Genomic DNA, 15167 nt, shown 5'->3' with positions numbered 1-15167 from the left:
ATAATCCCTTCGAGATTCACATGTGCCGCCGCCGCGCCGCCGGCGGCGTATCGGGTCGCCGTGCGCGTGTCGACGGCCTGCGACGTGTCGAGAAGTAGATACTCGTCTGACGCATCGTTTTAGGGACTGGTTTCGTAGTCGGGGCCATGACTAGTCTTTCGGAGGCGTACCACGGTGGCCGGGGCGGGCCGAGTCTCCGACGGCTGTCCCTGGGCTTCGGGGGGTTCCTCCTCGGCGTGCTGTTGGTCGTCGCGGGCATCGTCGTCGCGACCACCGACGTGTACACGTCCGGCGGGGCGACCCTCGGCGAAGCGCGCGAACTCGGGGGCATCCTCGGTGGCATCGGCGTTCCCGCCGTCTTCCTCGGCGTCCTCGCGGTCCTCCCCGCGAGCCGTCGAACCCGCGCCGCGTCGCTCATCGGCGCGAGCATCGCCGTCCTCGGCGTCGCGCTCTTCTCGCACGCGTACCCGTGCCAGTGGACCGGCGCGACCTGCGGGGCCGGCCTCACCGACCTCACGCTCGAAACCGTCGCCGTCTACTTCTTCGGCACGGTCACGACGTTCTGGTGTCTGTTCGTCGGCGTCGCCAACTTCAAGACGCGGAACGACCCCGGCGGCACGGCCACGGTGCAGGTGACGAAAAAGGGCGAGACCCGCGTCGTCGAAGTCGAGAACTCCGGCGGCGGCGGGCTCGGCGGCATCGGGTTCCTCGGCGGCACGCCCGACGGCGACGTCCAGACGCAGACGAATCAGTCGACCTCAACCGCCGGGTCGGGGGCGACCGCGAGCGCCGGCGCGACCGACGGCGGCGCGTCGACCCAGGACATCACCCCGCTCGACGTCGAACCCTCGGCGTCGTCAGGCGGGCCGGACGCCGCCGACACCGCGACGGCGGATTCCGCCGGCGTCGACACCGTCCAGTCGGCGGAATCCGCGCGTTCGCCGGCGGGCGCGGCCGACCACCCCGACGCGGACCGCCCGGCGAACGCCACCGTCGGCGACCGCTACTGCGGCAACTGCACGTACTTCGAGTACGTCCGCACCTCGGACGGTCTCAAGCCCTACTGCGCGGCCCACGACGAGATGATGCAGGACATGGAAGCCTGCGACGAGTGGTTCCCGCGCCGCCGCGAGTAGCCTGCCGACGCTCCAACGACTGTTTCCGCTTACTCTTCTTCGCCGTTCAATCTCGCCGCCACGTCGCGCCAGTGGCTCCCGCGCCAGAACACCTGTCCGCAGTCCCGACACCGCCACAGCGCCGTCTCCGCCGGGTCGGGCGCGTAGTCGGGAACCGACTCGCCGCGACTGACGGCCTCGACGCGGCCGTTACAGACGCCACAGCGCGACGGCTCCTCGTCCAGCGACACCGCGAAGCCGACCGATTCGAGTTCGCGGAGTTGCGCGATTGGTTCCCGTTCGGAGAGGAGGACGCTCCGCGGCGCTCGCTCGGCCAGTCGCACGTCGCGGGTGAGGAGGACGCGACCCTCGGCGTCCGCCCGCGCGAGCAGTCCGTCGTCGCCGGGGTCGGTTCGGGCGTCGCGCGCTCCGTCCGCTCCGTCTTCTGTTTCGTCCCTGCCGTCGAGCGCGTATTCGGCGTCGTAGCCGCACATCCGCAGGTACGTGGCGAGTTTGCCGAGCATCACATCTAGAAGGAGCGCGGTGTCGCCGGGAGCGCCGCGGTCGACGCCCGAGGCGACCGTGCCGGGATGGTCCGGCCCGACGTCGTCGGTCACGCGAGGAAGTCGGACAGCCCCTCGACCGACCGCGCGTTCAGCACGTCCGCGGTCTCGACCCAGCCGCGACGGGCCGTGTGGACCCCGTAGCGGGCGTGGTCGAGTTCGCCCGGCCGGTGGGCGTCGGTGTCGATGGCGACCGTCGCGCCCGCCTCGACGGCGATTTTGAGCGCCTCGCCGTTCAGGTCGAGACGGTACGGGCTGGCGTTGAGTTCGAGCGCGACGCCGTTGTCGACGGCGGCCTCGGCGAGTCGCTCGTGGTCGAGCGGCAGGCCGGGCCGCTGGTTGATGAGCCGGCCGGTCGGGTGGCCGAGGACGTTCACCGCGGGGTGTTCCATCGCGGTGACGAGTCGCTTGGTGGCCGTCTCGCGGTCCTGGTCGAGCGCGCTGTGGGGCGAGGCGACGACCACGTCGAGTTGGTCGAGCACGTCGTCGGCGACGGAGATGCCGCCCTCGGCGTCGATGTTGGCCTCGACGCCGGTGAACACCGCGATGTCGGCGTCGGCGGCGACGGCCCGGACCTCGTCAATCTGGTCGAGTAGGTCGTCGTCCTCGACGCCGACGCCGCCGACCATGCCGGGACCGGTGGCGTGGTCGGTGACGGCGTGGTAGTCGTAGCCGCGCTCCTCGGCGGCCGCGACCATCTCGGCGACCGTGTTGTCGCCGTCGGACCAGTCGGTGTGGGTGTGGAGGTCGCCGCGGAGGTCGCCCTCCGCGAGGAGGTCCGGGAGGTCGCCGTCGGCGGCGCGCTCGATTTCGCCGGTGTCCTCGCGCATCTCCGGCGGGACCAGCGGGAGGTCGAGCGCGGCGTACATCGATTCCTCAGTGTCGCCGGCGACGCGCGTGCCGGCCCGCGGGCCGTCGTCGGGGTCCTCGACGTCCGAGATGTCGAACATCCCGTACTCGTTCATCTTGAGGCCGCGGTCGATGGCGATGTTGCGGAGGTGGACGTTGTGGTCCTTGCTCCCGGTGAAGTACTGGAGCGCCGCGCCGTACTCCGCGGGGTCGACGACGCGGAGGTCGACCCGCATCCCGTTCACCCGGACGCTCGCCTTCTGATCGCCCGCCTCGATGGTGTCGCCGACGAGGTCCCACGCGAGGAAGCGGTCGATGACGGCCGCGGCGTCGGCGCTCTCGGCGAGCACGTCGATGTCGCCGACCGTCTCGCGCCACCGCCGCATCGACCCCGCGGGTTCGACCCGCCCGACGGCGTCGTGGTCGCCGAGGTGCGCGAGCAGGTCGTCGGCGACGGGCCGCGCCCTCCCGAGCAGTTCGCGGCCGGTCGCCTCGCGGGCGAACTCGATGCCGTCGAGGATGTTCGCCTCCGTCTTCGCGCCGAACCCCTTGACCTCCTGAATCTTCCCCTCGCGGGCGGCCGCTTCGAGGTCGTCGAGGTCGGCGACGCCCAGCGCCTCGTACAGTTTGCCGACCGTCTTCGGGCCGACGCCCTCCACGCTCGTCAGGCCGGCCATGTCGACCGGCAACTCCTCGCGGAGTTCCGCCAACTCCTCGATGCGGCCCGTCTCGACGTACTCGACGATTTTCGAGGCGATGGCGTCGCCGACGCGGTCGATTTCCTGCACCGCGTCTTCGCCCTCCTCGGCGAGTTCCTCGACGGGTTTCGGATGCTCGCGGACGTTCTCGGCGGCGCGGCGGTAGCTCGACGGCTTGTAGGCCACGTCTTTCGCCTCCAGCAGGTCGGCGAACTCCTCCAGCAGGGTCGCTATCTCGTCGTTTCGGCTCATCGACCGCCCCGTTTGCCCTTGCCGCCGTCGCGGCCCAGCGCCTTCTTCAGGAAGTTCATCCAGCGCTTCTGGTCCGCGGCGTTCTGGTGGCTCTCCTCCTGTTCGAGGTCGACCGGCCGAAGCTGTTCGAGGGCGTTCAGCGCCCGGTCGATGCCGACGATATCCTCTGCCAGCCGCCGCCCCTCGTCGTAGCTCACCTCGTTGTCCTCGATTCGCTGGAGCCGTTCGAGGCGCTCGCGGCGGAGGTTCCGCTTCGCCTGGTCGACGCGCTCTTTCTCGCCCGACGGAACGGTGTCGCGGCGCTTTATCTCGAAGACGAACTCCCTGAGGTCTATCTCCTCGCCTTGGACCTCGATGCGGTCGGGAATCTGTGCACCGACGGTCGCACCCTCCCGATTGACGCGCTCCAAGAGCTGTTTACGCTCGAACTCCTTCACGCCCTGTCGTTGTCCCGCGCGGCACTTCGCTCCTTCGCCCGACGCGGTGCAAACTCCCCGCCGGACTGAGCGTCCCGCCGAGAAACAGGTCTGAAACCCCCGAATAACGGTTATTCTCTCGGCCGTCGTACTCTCTCCCGGACTATGTCAATTGACACCAATACACGCAGTAGTGGCGACGCTCCGGGCGCTTCCGGAGACGCGGCGACCGCGTTCGGTCGGGCCCGGCTGTACGCGTTCTACCTGCTCGCGGTCGTGACGCTGGTGATGGCGGCGGTCTTCATCAGCGAACTCCTGTCGTTCGCCGTCGTCGGCTGGGGCGCGGGCGGCGACGTGCTCGCCGAGCACCGCCTGCACCTGATGGTCATCGCGGCGAACGTCTGGATACTCATCCTCGGCGTCGCGAGCCAGCTGTACCGGCCGCTGAAGCGCGTCGCGCTCATGCAGGTCGCCTTCGCGGTGACGACGCTCGTGCTCGTCGGCACCGTCGTCGGCGGCGGGCCGGTCGAGGAGGTCGTCCCCTTCTTCGTGCTCACCGGGCTGATGATGCTGTTCCACCCCGCGGGCCGCGACGTCGTCTCGGTCGGTGACGACTACAGCCCGGCGCTCCTCGGCCTCGTCGCGGTCGCGGCGCTCCCGGTGCTCGCGTTCGCCGGCAACCAGTTCGGCCTGCAGGCGACCGGCGACGTTCACGCCGTCGCCGGCCACTACATGGAGATGGCGGCGATGGCCATCGGGCTGTTACTGCTCGGCCTCGTCGCGGCCGCCGGCGCGCCGGGACACCGCGTCGTCGCGTGGCTGACCGGTGGCCTCGCCGTCTACTTCGGCGCGGTCTCGCTCGCCTTCCCGACGCAGGTGTCCAGCGTGGGGACGATGTGGGCCATCGCGCTCGTCGCGTGGGGGCTGGCGTTCGTCGCCGCGAGCGAGCTTCGGACCAGCGGTCGGACCGCGGTCGCGCGGGAGCGCCCGCTCTCCGCGGGGCAACCGCGAGTGTGACATTCCCGGAGAGTCGCACTCCCGGAGAGTCGCAGGGCGGTCGATGGCCTGATTCGCGTCTGACAGGTCCCCGACGGGCCAGCGCCGCGCGGTCGCCCGGAGAGATTCGCCGCTTTCTCCGACAGCGGCCGCGTACCCGTCGTCTCTCGTCGCAAACTCCGGCGGAGAGACGAACCTTCTTATGGTTCGTCTCGGATACCGTGAGGTATGGGTTTGTTCGACCGTCTCCGCGGCAAAGACCACCCCCGCGTCGCCTTCATCGGCATCGACGGGGTCCCGTTCACTCTCCTCTCTGAGCATCCGGACGAGTTCCCCAACTTCGCGGCGCTGGCCGACGAGGGCTCGGCGGGCGACATCGACAGCATCGTCCCGCCGGAGTCCTCGGCGTGTTGGCCGGCGCTGACGACCGGCGTCAACCCCGGCGAGACCGGCGTCTACGGCTTCCAAGACCGCGAGGTCGGCTCCTACGACACGTACGTCCCGATGGGCCGCGACGTGCAGGCCACCCGCGTCTGGGACCGCGTCACCGACGCCGGCCGCAAGGCCACCGTGATGAACGTCCCCGTGACGTTCCCGCCCCAGCGCAACGTCCAGCGCATGGTCTCGGGCTTCCTCTCGCCCGGCGTCGACAAGGCCGCCTACCCCGACGACTTCCGCGACGCGCTCTCCGAGATGAACTACAAAATCGACGTGAACGCGAAACTCGGTCACGACGACGACAAGACCGCGTTCATGGAGGACGCCCGGAAGACGCTCGACCGGCGCTACGAGGCGTTCGAGCGCTACATCGACCAGGACGACTGGGACCTCTTTTTCGGCGTCTTCATGACGACCGACCGCGTCAACCACTTCCTGTTCAAGGACTACGAGCGCGACGGGAAGAACAAAGACGCCTTCATGGAGTTCTACCGCACCGTCGACGACTACCTCGGCCGCATCCGCGACGCCCTCCCCGAGGACGTGACGCTCATCGTCGCGTCCGACCACGGCTTTACCTCCCTCGACTACGAGGTCCACTGCAACACGTGGCTCGAAGAGAACGGCTGGCTCTCCTACGAGGACGACGACCACGACTCGCTTTCGGACATCGACGAGGACTCGAAGGCGTACTCGCTCATCCCCGGTCGGTTCTTCGTCAACCTCGAAGGCCGCGAGCCCCGCGGGTCGGTCCCGCAGTCGGAGTACGAGTCGGTCCGCGACGAACTCAAGGCCGAACTCGAAGCGCTCGAAGGCCCCGACGGCAACAAGGTCGCAGACCGCGTCGTCGTCAAGGAAGACGCCTTCCGCGGCGACCACGACGACATCGCCCCCGACCTCGTCGTCATCCCGAACCACGGCTTCGACCTGAAGTCCGGCTTCAAGGGCCACGACGACGTGTTCGGCGTCGGCCCCCGCAACGGGATGCACTCGTTCGACAACGCGACGCTGTACGTCGACGACCCCGGCGCGGTCATCGAGGACGCCGACCTCTACGACATCGCCCCGACCATCCTCGACCTCATGGACGTCGAGTACAGCCGCACCGAACTCGACGGCGCGAGCCTCATCCAGCAGTAAGCGGTCGGCGGTCTCTCCTCTTATTGTCGCACCGCGCTCCGAACGTCCCGTTCGAGCCGGTCCGCGTGAGTCAGTCGTAGCTCGCGCGCGTCGGCGGGCGTGACCGTCTCGCGGCCGTCGATTTCGTGCGACACCGGGCTGTAGGCGTCCACGTCGAACCCCATCCGGTCGAGGTACGACCGCACCTCCGCGGAGTCCAGTCCGTCCTCGATGGCGGCGTTGACGTACCGGAGCACCGCGTCGAACTCGGGGAGGACGACCTGTTCGTCCGTCACGCGCCCGTCGTCGCCGTCGATTCTGAGGGTCGCGCCGTCGAGGTATTTCACCACGCCCGCGACGCTGTTCGCCAGTCTGACCACGTCGCTCGGGAGCGAACAGTCCGGCGAGCGCCACTCGACCGTGCCGAACTCGGCTCTGAGTTGCACCGGCGTCCAGATCGCGCTCTCGGGGTCGAAGTTCGCCTCGATGGTCGCCCGGTCGACGCCCTCCGCCTCGGCACGCACGAGGAACTCCTCGAACCGGCGTTCGAGGCGGCGCGACCACTCTCGCGTGTCGTCGGCGTAGCGCCACAGCCGCCCCTGATGCGGCACGTCGTCGTAGGTCATCCGGCGGTACAGCTTCGACCGCGCGCCCGCCGCCAACCGCTTCCCGTCGTAGTACGGCGAGGAGTTCACGAGCGCCAGCGCGGGGTCAAGCGCCACGAGCGCGTTGTACTGGTCGATTTCGCGGCCGGGGCGCTGTTCGACGTGGACGTGCGTTCCCACGCAGTGTCGCGCGTACTGGAAGTCCGACCCGACGACGCGGTTCTGGATGCGCGTCCGGTCGCTCTCCAGTTCCGTCACCGCCTCCTCGCTGAGCGGCGTGGCGAGCGGGACGAGTCGCTTGCCGACTTCCTCGGCCCGCGCGAGGACGTCGCCGAGCCGTTCGTACAGCTCCTCTCGCAACTCGGCCGCCGAGTCGCACGGCGTCGTCTTCACCTCCAACACCGGCTCGACGAACTCCCGTTCGGCCCCGGGCGAGGCGTCGACGAGCCCACCCGGGTCGGTAAACGACCCGTCCTCCTCGACGACCCAGTACTCGACTTCGATACTTCGCCGGAGCGGGTCCGAGGTCGACTCAGACATGGTGACCCCGGCGTTGCGCCGAGTATAGTCTCACACGCATCGTTTCGCTCCTCCGTGAGAAGACATTGTTAACACATACCATGGGTGGGCGGGGAGACGGAAAAAACATTCGCAGACTGCATAGTCGCCGCGGAATCGCTGGACAATCGTTTTCAAAAGCTTCCGTTCGCTAGTCGTTCGTGCCTCAAACGACCGCAGTCGGTTGTCACATCAGGTCGTCGAGGTCGTCGCTGTGCCACATCTCTTTGGGGTCTTCTCGGGGTTCGGTCTCCGCCTTGTCGACGGCCTCGCGGGCGCGCTCCATGAACGACTCGACCCGCTCGGAGCGCTCGACGCCGCCGAGGAGGACGAGCGACGCGAGCCGGCCGCTTTCCAGCGGGAAGTCGCCGCCGCGGACCTGCATACTGCCGGTCTCGTCTTCGACCCAGCGACGCGCTCGCTCCACGCCCTTCCGCGGGATGGTGTCCGGCTCCCCGGCGATGACGACCAGCGCGGAGTCCGCGTCGCTCGCGTCGGGCAGGCTCGTGCCCGTCAGGACGGCGCGGCGGGTCGTGCTCATGACCGCGTTGATGTTGTCCTCGGCGTTCGGGGAGGCCTCGGCGCTCGCGTAGCCGAGCGCGGCGATGCCTCCGGAACGGAGGGTGTTGATGACCTCGGAGGTGTCGACGACGCTCTCGCCGACGCCCTCGGTGGCCTCGCCGGCCGCGAGAAGCAGGCCGACGCGGCGAGCGATGGCGTCGTTGATGGCGTCGTAGCCCTCGCTCATCGACTCGCCGGCCGAGCGGAACGCGTCGTTGTCGACGAGGAGGACGGCGTCGGCCTCGCGGGCGACGGTCTTGAGCGACCGACCGGCGTTCACCTGATACAGCGCCCCCTCGTCCTTCCCGGGGAGGATGCCGAGGACGTACACCGGCACGTCGTAGACGCGGCGAAGCGCCTTCGCGAGGACGGGCGCGCCGCCCGAGCCGGAGCCGCCGCCGAGTCCGGCGACGACGAAAATCGACTCCGCCTCGGCCGTCACGCGACCGTCGAGGGCGGACATGACCTCGGTCTGGTCGGACTCCATGACCTCGGCTCCGAGTTCGTTGTCGCCGCCGACGCCGTGGCCGTTGACGCGGTCTTGGCCGATGAGCACGGTCTCGACGGGAAGCGACTGGAGGTCCGCCTTCGCGGTGTTCACCGCGACCGCGTCGAGCACCGCGCCGAACCCCATCTGCCGGTCGAACGACTGGAGAGCCGACGCGAGCTTCCCACCCGCCTGCCCCACACCAATCAGGACGGTTTTCATACATGATTCACTCGGGCGGCCGCCTTGAACATTCCTCACATGAGTACTGTTAACTCACCGGGGCGTTCGACCCGGCCGTTGACCCGGAGCTTTATGACAGATAACGGGACCACGCCGACCTATGACGCCCGACCCGACTCACTCCGACGCCGTTGCCGACGCCACGCTCGGTTCGTCCGCTTCCAGCGCCCCGCCCGCGGCGGACCGCACGACCGACCGCACGGCCGCCCTCGCCGCGCGGCTCGACGCGGTCGAACGCACCATCACCGACGGCGACGCCGACTTCTCGTCGCTCGAAGACCTCGCGGCCGTCGAACACCGGGTCTCCGAACTCGAATCGGCGGTCGAGTCGCTCACCGAGCGCCTCGACGAGATGGACGCCGCGACGCAGGCGATGCGCGGCTACCTCGGCGGCGTCCGCGCCGTCAACGAGGACGTCGAACGCCGGGCGAACGCCGCGCTCGCCAAGGCCGAATCGCTCGAATCGGAACTCGTCGACGAGACGGCGTCGCCCGTGCGGTCGCGGTCGGCCGACGCGCTCGCCACGGAGGCGGCGTCGCACGCCGGCCGGTCGGATGGCGGAGACGGCAGTGACTCCCAGCGCGCCGAGGGGACCGGCACCGCCACCGGCCCCGCACCCGAGTCTCGCGGCGCGCTCGATTCCCGGGCATCCACCGATTCCCGCGCACCCACCGACTCCCGCGACGACTCCGCCGACCGCGGACTGGCCGCTCGCCTCCGCGACGCGCTGTGATTCGCGTCGTCCTCACGTGTCTGCTCGCGGTCGCCATCGCGGGCGTCGTCTTCCCGGCGGCCGACGCGGCCCGAGCGGACGCGACGACCGTGAAAGTCGGCTCGATGGCCGACGACATCGCGCACGCCGCGACGGCGCTCGCGGCGGCGGAAGACCCGACGCCGGCCGGCGTCGCGGGCGCGCGGCGGCACGTCGTCCTCGACGTTCCCTCCGGGTCGTGGCGGGCCGCCGGCGTCTCCAACCTCACGGTTCGCGGCGGCGACGGCGTCGAACTGGCGGCGGGTGTCGCCGGCGGCCCGACCGTCGTCCGTCGCGTCGGCGGCCCTCGGACTCGCGTCGCCGGCGACCGCCTCGTCCTCGGGCCGGGCGAACACCGGCTCAGACTGACGCTCGAAGCCGACGCGGGCGGTTCGGTCGTCGTCATCGCCCCCGCGACCGCCAACTCGTCGGCGGCGTAGGTTCAAATACCCGGACGGGACCACGCCCCCGTATGCCCCTCGACTCTCTCTCCGAAACCGTGGCCGCGGCGCTTCCCGACGCGCTCGGCGACCGACTCGCCGACGCGACCGACAGTCGGAACGCGTCCGTCGATTCCGCCGCCGACTGCGGCTGTGTGACGGCGTTCTCGACGCCCACCGACCGCCCCGACGACGACACCGTGACGCTCGCGGTCGACGCCGGCGACTGCCCGCACCGCGGGTCGCTTTCGACCTCGGCCGCCTGTCGCGCGACGGTCGTCGAGGCGCTCGAAACCCGCGACGCCAACCGGCTCGTCGTCCGCGCCGACGGACTCGAACGCCGGTACGACGCCGACGCGACCGGCCTGCTCGTCGCCGCCGGCCGGTTCGCAGAGCGCGTCCGGTTCCGCGACGACCGCCTCGCCGACCGCGCCCGCGAGGACCCGCTCGGGGCCGCCCACGAGGCGACAGGTCGCGCCGGGCCTGTCCGCCGCGCGGCCGTCGAGACAGGACTCGCGGAGGGCGCGTCTCGAAGCGCCGACTACGGCGACGCGCTCCGGGCGGTCGTCGGGCCGACGCTCGCGCGCTCCCGCGTCGACCCCCGCCCGCCGGCCGACGGGCGACTCGTCGGGGCGACCGACCTCGACACCGGCGCGGTCGCCCGCCGCTACGACCGACCGCACGGTCCCGTCTACCACCTCACGCCGCCCGAATCGACGCTCGGCCACCGCGCCGCGCGGACCCTCGAAGCCGCCCACGACCGACTCGCCCGCGGCACCGTTGAGGCCGGCGCGCGCGCGCCGGGCCGCGCAGTCCGCCTCGTCGCGGACGCGGACGACCCGGTCGAGACGCTCTCGGCGATTCTGGCGAAGCACACCGCGGGCAACGGCGTCCTCGACGACCTGTTTTCTGACCCCGCGGTCTCGGACGTGTACGTCTCGACGCCCGCCGAGGAGAACCCGATTCGCGTCGTCGTCGACGGCGTCTCGATGCCGACGAACGTCCGCCTCGCACCCGGCGGCGCGGAGTCGCTCGCCTCCCGCCTGCGACGCGTGAGCGGCGCGTCGTTCTCCCGCGCCGACCCGACGCTCGACACCGTCGTCGAGGCCGGCGGCGCGACCGTCCGGGTCGCGGGCGTGACCGCGCCCGCCAGCGACGGGTTGGGCTTCGCGTTCCGCCGCCACGACGAGACGCCGCTGACGCTCCCCGCGCTCGTCGCCAACGGGACGCTGTCGGCCGACGCCGCGGCGCTCTGTTCGCTCGCGGTCGAACGCGGGGCCTCGGTCCTCGTCTCCGGCTCGCGCGGGGCCGGCAAGACGACGTTCCTCGGCTCGCTCCTGTGGGAACTCCCGCGCGACGTTCGCACGGTGCTCATCGAGGACACGCCGGAGCTCCCGGCGTCGAGCCTGCTGGACGCCGACCGCGACGTGCAGACGCTCCGAACCGACACGACCGGCGGCCCGGAGCCGACGCCGCAGGAGGCGCTCCACGCGGCGCTCCGACTGGGCGACGGCGCGCTCGCGCTCGGCGAAGTCCGGGGCGAGGAGGCCGCCGTCCTCTACGAGGCGATGCGCGTCGGCGCGAACGCGAACGCGGTCCTCGGAACCATCCACGGCGACGGAGCCGCCGACGTGCGCGAGCGCGTCGTCTCCGACCTCGACGTCCCGGCGTCGTCGTTCGCCGCCACCGACCTCGTCGTCACCTGCGAGCACGCGGACGCACACCGCGTCGCCCGCGTCGAGGAGGTCCGCCCCGTCGGCGACGACGCGGCGTTCGAGACGCTGTTCGAACACGACGGCCGCGCCCTCGAACCCACGGGGTCGGTCGCGCGCGGCGACAGCCTCGCGGTCGAGTCGCTCGCGCGCCCCGGCGAGTCGTACGCCGACGTGCTCGACGCGCTCGACGCCCGCGCCACCTCCCTCGACTCGCTCGCCGAGACGGAACGGACGGCTCCAGACGACCTCGCCGCGGCCCGAGCGGAGCGTGGTGCGGGATGCTGAACCCGGACACGGCCACGAGCGAGGGCGCTGACTCCGATGCGTCCCGGTTGGCCCACGCGGCCGCGACGACGCTCGCGCGGCTCTCGCCCGACTCCGTCGACGCCGAGCCGAGCGACGAGCTCCGCCGCTCGCTGGCGTTTCTCGACGCCGACCTCGACGCGGAGACCGTCGTCGCCGCGGGCTACGGCGCGGCGCTTCCGGCCGGAGTGCTCGGCGGACTCGTCGCCCTCGTGGCCCGGCTTCCGACCGTCACGGTCGTCTTCGTCGCGCTCGCGGCCGCGCTCGGCGCGACCCACGCGGTTCACACGCTTCCCGTCTGGCTGGCGACGCTCCGCCGGACGCGGGCGCTCGGGAACGCGCCGGAACTCGTCGGCCGCATCGCGCTCCGGATGCGCATCGAGCCCTCGGTCGAGCGGGCCAGCGCGTTCGCCGCGCGCGGCGGCGGCGACCCGCTTTCGGCCTCGCTCGCCGCGCACGCCGACCGGGCCCGCGGGACGCCGACCGCGGGACTCTCCGAGTTCGCCGACGCGTGGCGCGCGTGGTTCCCGGCGCTCGACCGCTCGACCGCGCTCCTGCAGACCGCCGCGGACGTGCCAGCCGGCGAGCGCGACCGGGCGCTCGACCGCGCCCACGAGGTCGTCCGCGAGGGGACCCGCGACCGCCTCGCCGACTTCGTCGGCTCCGTCCGCGGACCGGTGACGGCGGTCTACGCCTTCGGCGTCCTGCTCCCGCTCGCGCTGGTCGGCGCGCTCCCCGCCGCCGGCGTCGCCGGCGTCGGCGTCACCGCCGCGCACGTCGCCTTCGTCTACGACGCGGCGCTTCCCGCGTGCCTCCTCGCCGCCGTCGGGTGGGTGCTCGTCCGCCGGCCCGTCGCGTTCGCGCCGCTCTCGGTCGCCGCCTCCCACCCCGCCGTCGACGACCACCGTCTCCCCGGCGTCGCCGGCGGCGCGGTCGTCGGCGTCGTCGGCTTCGTCGCCGCCGACGCGCTCGTCGCGCCGTGGCTCGCACCGCTCGCCGCCGTCGGGCTCGGAACCGGGACCGCGCTGTTCGTCGCGGCCCGTCCGGTCATGGCGCTCAGAGCGCGCGTCCGCGCGGTCGAAGACGGCCTCCCCGACGCGCTCTACCTCGTCGGCCGCGCCGTCGGCGAGGGCGAGGCCGTCGAATCCGCGCTCGCCCGCGCGGCGACTTCCGTCCCCGGCGCGACCGGCGACCTGCTGGACGAGGCCGTCGGCGTCCAGCGCCGTCTCCGCGTGGGCGTCGCCGAGTCGTTCCGCGGCGAGTACGGCGTCCTCGAATCGACCCCGAGCCCCCGCGTCGCTGGCGTGGCGACGCTCCTCGGCCTCGCCGCCAGCGAGGGCCGACCCGCCGGCCGCGCCATCGTCTCGATGGCCGACCAGCTCTCAGCGCTGTCCCGACTCGACGCCGAGGCCCGCCGCGAACTCGCCTCGGTCACGGAGACGCTGTCGAACACGGCGGCCGTCTTCGGGCCGCTCGTCGCCGGCGCGACCGTCGCGCTGGCCGACGGGATGGCCCCCGCGAAGACGCTCGACCAGACGGCCGTCGCCGCGCCGCTTTCGACCGGTGACCTCGGGCTGGCCGTCGGCACGTACGTCCTCCTCTCGGCGGTCATCCTGACGACGCTCTCGGTCGGCGTCGAACACGGCCTTGACCGCCACCTCGTCGCCTCTCGCGTCGGTCGCGCGCTCGTGTCGGCGACGACGACGTTCTCCGTCGCGTTCGCCGCCGCGGGGGCGCTCGTCTGAGCCGCCGCGACTCCGTGCTGAGGTTTATATACCCGGACGGGACCACCCCGGTCTATGCTCGACGCACCGCTCGATACGCTCTACACGTGGGCCGCGCTCTCGGTGGCCGCGACCGTCCTCGTCGGGACGGTCGCCGGGCTTCCGACCACGCCCGCGCCCGACGCCTCGGGAGTCGCCGACGCCGTCGACACCGTGGCCGTCGCCGAGTACGACGCGACAGCCGAACACGACCTCGACGCCGACGCCGTCCGCGTCGGCCCGCACCGAATCGGACTCCGAAACGACGGCGGCGCGGCGCACGCCACGTTCGGGTTCGGCCCAGTCACGCCGGCGACGCCCGACTCCCGACTCGGTTCGGTCGCCGCCGGCACACCGCCGAGCGCCGTCTTCGACTCGCCCGCCGCGCTCGCCGCCGCGGCCGAGACCGCACGCGACCGGGACGCCTCGTGGCGGCCCGCCGGCGAACTGCTCGTCGTCCGCCACGTCAACTGGGAGGAAACGGATGTCACCGTCGTCTCGGCGTAGGGCACAGACCTCGCCCGTCGCCGCGCTCACCGCCTTGGTCGTCGTCTGCGCGGCGATTTCGTGCTACGCGACGGTGCTCGACGACTCGTTGCCGACCGCCGACCGCGACCTCGCGCCCGCGACGCTGTCGAACGTCGAGTCCGCCCTCGCGGACGACTCGGGCGTCGTCGTCCTCTCGCGGCTCTCGGACGCCCGTGACGCCTGTCCTGACGGCTTTTCCTGTCGCGTCGTCGTCGCGGTCGACGACGACCGCCGCGCCGTCGGTCCCGACGCTCCGGCCGACGCCGACGCGGACTCGACTCGGGTCACCGTCCGTGCCGAACCCGGACGCGTCGGGTTCGGCACGCTCCGCGTCGAGGTGTGGCGATGACCGACCTCGTCTTCGACGTGACGGTGTGTCTGCTTCTCGTGAGCGCGAGCATCGGCCTCGTCGTCACCGCGGACGCCGGCGCGGACACCGGCCTCGGCGGCGACGCCGCGGTCGACGCCGACGGGGTCGCGTCGTCGCTGGCGACGGGCACCGCGACGGTCAACTACTCGCTCGCGCCCGGCGTCGACGCGGCCGACCCGTCGTTGCTCGATGCCGACGGCGTCGACCCCCGCGAACTCGAACGGACCGCCCACGGCAGTCTCGCCGGTCTCCTCGCTCGGGCGGCGCTCGGCGCGGTCACCGTCGACGGCGCTCGCGTGACCCGCGCCCGCGACGACTTCCGCAAGCGGACCGCCGCCCGCGTCGCCTCCGAACTCCCGACGCGTGGCGTCTCCGTCGCCGTCTCGTGGACGCCGTT

General features: G+C 71.8%; 15 protein-coding genes. 10 read left to right on the top strand and 5 right to left on the bottom strand.

Annotation, left to right across the window (positions count from 1 at the left end):
• Positions 1 to 146: 146 nt before the first annotated feature.
• Entirely contained in the window at positions 147 to 1136 is a 990-nt protein-coding gene (locus tag C441_RS06230; protein WP_007274348.1) for a DUF7139 domain-containing protein, read from the top strand.
• Between the two features lie 29 nt (positions 1137 to 1165).
• On the opposite strand, the gene C441_RS06225 is transcribed toward C441_RS06230, so the two are convergent.
• Genes C441_RS06225 through C441_RS06215 form a run of 3 tightly spaced genes read right to left on the bottom strand, consistent with a single transcriptional unit; the run spans position 1166 to position 3914 of the window.
• Positions 1166 to 1732, bottom strand: coding sequence for a Mut7-C RNAse domain-containing protein (locus tag C441_RS06225; protein ID WP_007274347.1), 567 nt, complete (start codon positions 1730 to 1732; stop codon positions 1166 to 1168).
• A complete protein-coding gene (gene polX, locus C441_RS06220) occupies positions 1729 to 3477 on the bottom strand; it encodes a DNA polymerase/3'-5' exonuclease PolX (protein ID WP_007274346.1) in 1749 nt (582 codons plus the stop codon). Before polX ends, C441_RS06225 begins: the two co-directional genes overlap by 4 nt.
• Positions 3474 to 3914: a DUF5788 family protein gene (locus tag C441_RS06215; protein WP_004970073.1), complete on the bottom strand. Its 441-nt coding sequence runs from the start codon at positions 3912 to 3914 to the stop codon at positions 3474 to 3476. Before C441_RS06215 ends, polX begins: the two co-directional genes overlap by 4 nt.
• Before the next feature lie 144 nt (positions 3915 to 4058).
• Here C441_RS06215 and C441_RS06210 point away from each other — a divergent pair, with 144 nt between their 5' ends.
• Together C441_RS06210 and C441_RS06205 are read left to right on the top strand one after the other, a co-directional pair.
• The gene (locus C441_RS06210) at positions 4059 to 4910 is read left to right on the top strand and encodes a hypothetical protein (RefSeq protein ID WP_007274345.1); all 852 of its coding nucleotides are present in this window, start codon (positions 4059 to 4061) and stop codon (positions 4908 to 4910) included.
• Between the two features lie 207 nt (positions 4911 to 5117).
• Positions 5118 to 6467, top strand: a complete 1350-nt coding sequence (locus tag C441_RS06205) for an alkaline phosphatase family protein (RefSeq protein ID WP_007274344.1) — start codon at positions 5118 to 5120, stop codon at positions 6465 to 6467.
• Between the two features lie 20 nt (positions 6468 to 6487).
• Here the strand turns inward: C441_RS06205 and C441_RS06200 are convergent, their stop codons facing one another.
• Positions 6488 to 7591 (bottom strand): glutamate-cysteine ligase family protein, encoded by a 1104-nt coding sequence (locus C441_RS06200; protein ID WP_007274343.1) that lies wholly within the window; start codon positions 7589 to 7591, stop codon positions 6488 to 6490.
• A gap of 205 nt (positions 7592 to 7796) precedes the next feature.
• Positions 7797 to 8879, bottom strand: coding sequence for a tubulin-like protein CetZ2 (cetZ2, locus tag C441_RS06195; RefSeq protein ID WP_007274342.1), 1083 nt, complete (start codon positions 8877 to 8879; stop codon positions 7797 to 7799).
• Positions 8880 to 9000: 121 nt separating this feature from the next.
• On the opposite strand from cetZ2, the gene C441_RS06190 reads away from it, so the two are divergent.
• The 7 genes from C441_RS06190 to C441_RS06160 all read left to right on the top strand — a co-directional run.
• Positions 9001 to 9633 (top strand): DUF7310 family coiled-coil domain-containing protein, encoded by a 633-nt coding sequence (locus tag C441_RS06190; protein WP_007274341.1) that lies wholly within the window; start codon positions 9001 to 9003, stop codon positions 9631 to 9633.
• A complete protein-coding gene (locus C441_RS06185) occupies positions 9630 to 10091 on the top strand; it encodes a DUF7311 family protein (RefSeq protein ID WP_007274340.1) in 462 nt (153 codons plus the stop codon). Before C441_RS06190 ends, C441_RS06185 begins: the two co-directional genes overlap by 4 nt.
• 32 nt (positions 10092 to 10123) lie before the next feature.
• A complete protein-coding gene (locus C441_RS06180) occupies positions 10124 to 12091 on the top strand; it encodes a type II/IV secretion system ATPase subunit (RefSeq protein WP_007274339.1) in 1968 nt (655 codons plus the stop codon).
• A complete protein-coding gene (locus tag C441_RS06175) occupies positions 12085 to 13854 on the top strand; it encodes a hypothetical protein (protein WP_007274338.1) in 1770 nt (589 codons plus the stop codon). The genes C441_RS06180 and C441_RS06175 overlap by 7 nt, the downstream gene beginning before the upstream one ends.
• A 54-nt stretch (positions 13855 to 13908) precedes the next feature.
• Complete coding sequence (locus C441_RS06170) at positions 13909 to 14379, top strand: DUF7283 family protein (RefSeq protein ID WP_007274337.1); 471 nt, start codon at positions 13909 to 13911, stop codon at positions 14377 to 14379.
• Positions 14357 to 14749 carry a DUF7285 family protein gene (locus C441_RS06165; protein ID WP_049920478.1) on the top strand — a complete coding sequence of 131 codons (393 nt, stop codon included), beginning with the start codon at positions 14357 to 14359 and terminating at the stop codon, positions 14747 to 14749. Before C441_RS06170 ends, C441_RS06165 begins: the two co-directional genes overlap by 23 nt.
• A partial coding sequence (locus C441_RS06160; protein ID WP_007274335.1) for a DUF7284 family protein occupies positions 14746 to 15167 on the top strand: 422 nt, incomplete at its 3' end. The genes C441_RS06165 and C441_RS06160, both read left to right, overlap by 4 nt.

This window comes from Haloferax sulfurifontis ATCC BAA-897, assembly GCF_000337835.1.
GTDB classification, from domain to species: domain Archaea; phylum Halobacteriota; class Halobacteria; order Halobacteriales; family Haloferacaceae; genus Haloferax; species Haloferax denitrificans.
This window is presented reverse-complemented; position numbering and strand designations above follow the sequence as displayed.

Bases quoted from the DNA above. Each gene is read 5' to 3' on its own strand.
- polX (WP_007274346.1), bottom strand. From the start codon at position 3,477: ATGAGCCGAAACGACGAGATAGCGACCCTGCTGGAGGAGTTCGCCGAC.
- C441_RS06175 (WP_007274338.1), top strand. From the start codon at position 12,085: ATGCTGAACCCGGACACGGCCACGAGCGAGGGCGCTGACTCCGATGCG.
- cetZ2 (WP_007274342.1), bottom strand. From the start codon at position 8,879: ATGAAAACCGTCCTGATTGGTGTGGGGCAGGCGGGTGGGAAGCTCGCG.
- C441_RS06230 (WP_007274348.1), top strand. From the start codon at position 147: ATGACTAGTCTTTCGGAGGCGTACCACGGTGGCCGGGGCGGGCCGAGT.
- C441_RS06210 (WP_007274345.1), top strand. From the start codon at position 4,059: ATGTCAATTGACACCAATACACGCAGTAGTGGCGACGCTCCGGGCGCT.
- C441_RS06170 (WP_007274337.1), top strand. From the start codon at position 13,909: ATGCTCGACGCACCGCTCGATACGCTCTACACGTGGGCCGCGCTCTCG.
- C441_RS06205 (WP_007274344.1), top strand. From the start codon at position 5,118: ATGGGTTTGTTCGACCGTCTCCGCGGCAAAGACCACCCCCGCGTCGCC.
- C441_RS06180 (WP_007274339.1), top strand. From the start codon at position 10,124: ATGCCCCTCGACTCTCTCTCCGAAACCGTGGCCGCGGCGCTTCCCGAC.
- C441_RS06190 (WP_007274341.1), top strand. From the start codon at position 9,001: ATGACGCCCGACCCGACTCACTCCGACGCCGTTGCCGACGCCACGCTC.
- C441_RS06165 (WP_049920478.1), top strand. From the start codon at position 14,357: ATGTCACCGTCGTCTCGGCGTAGGGCACAGACCTCGCCCGTCGCCGCG.
- C441_RS06200 (WP_007274343.1), bottom strand. From the start codon at position 7,591: ATGTCTGAGTCGACCTCGGACCCGCTCCGGCGAAGTATCGAAGTCGAG.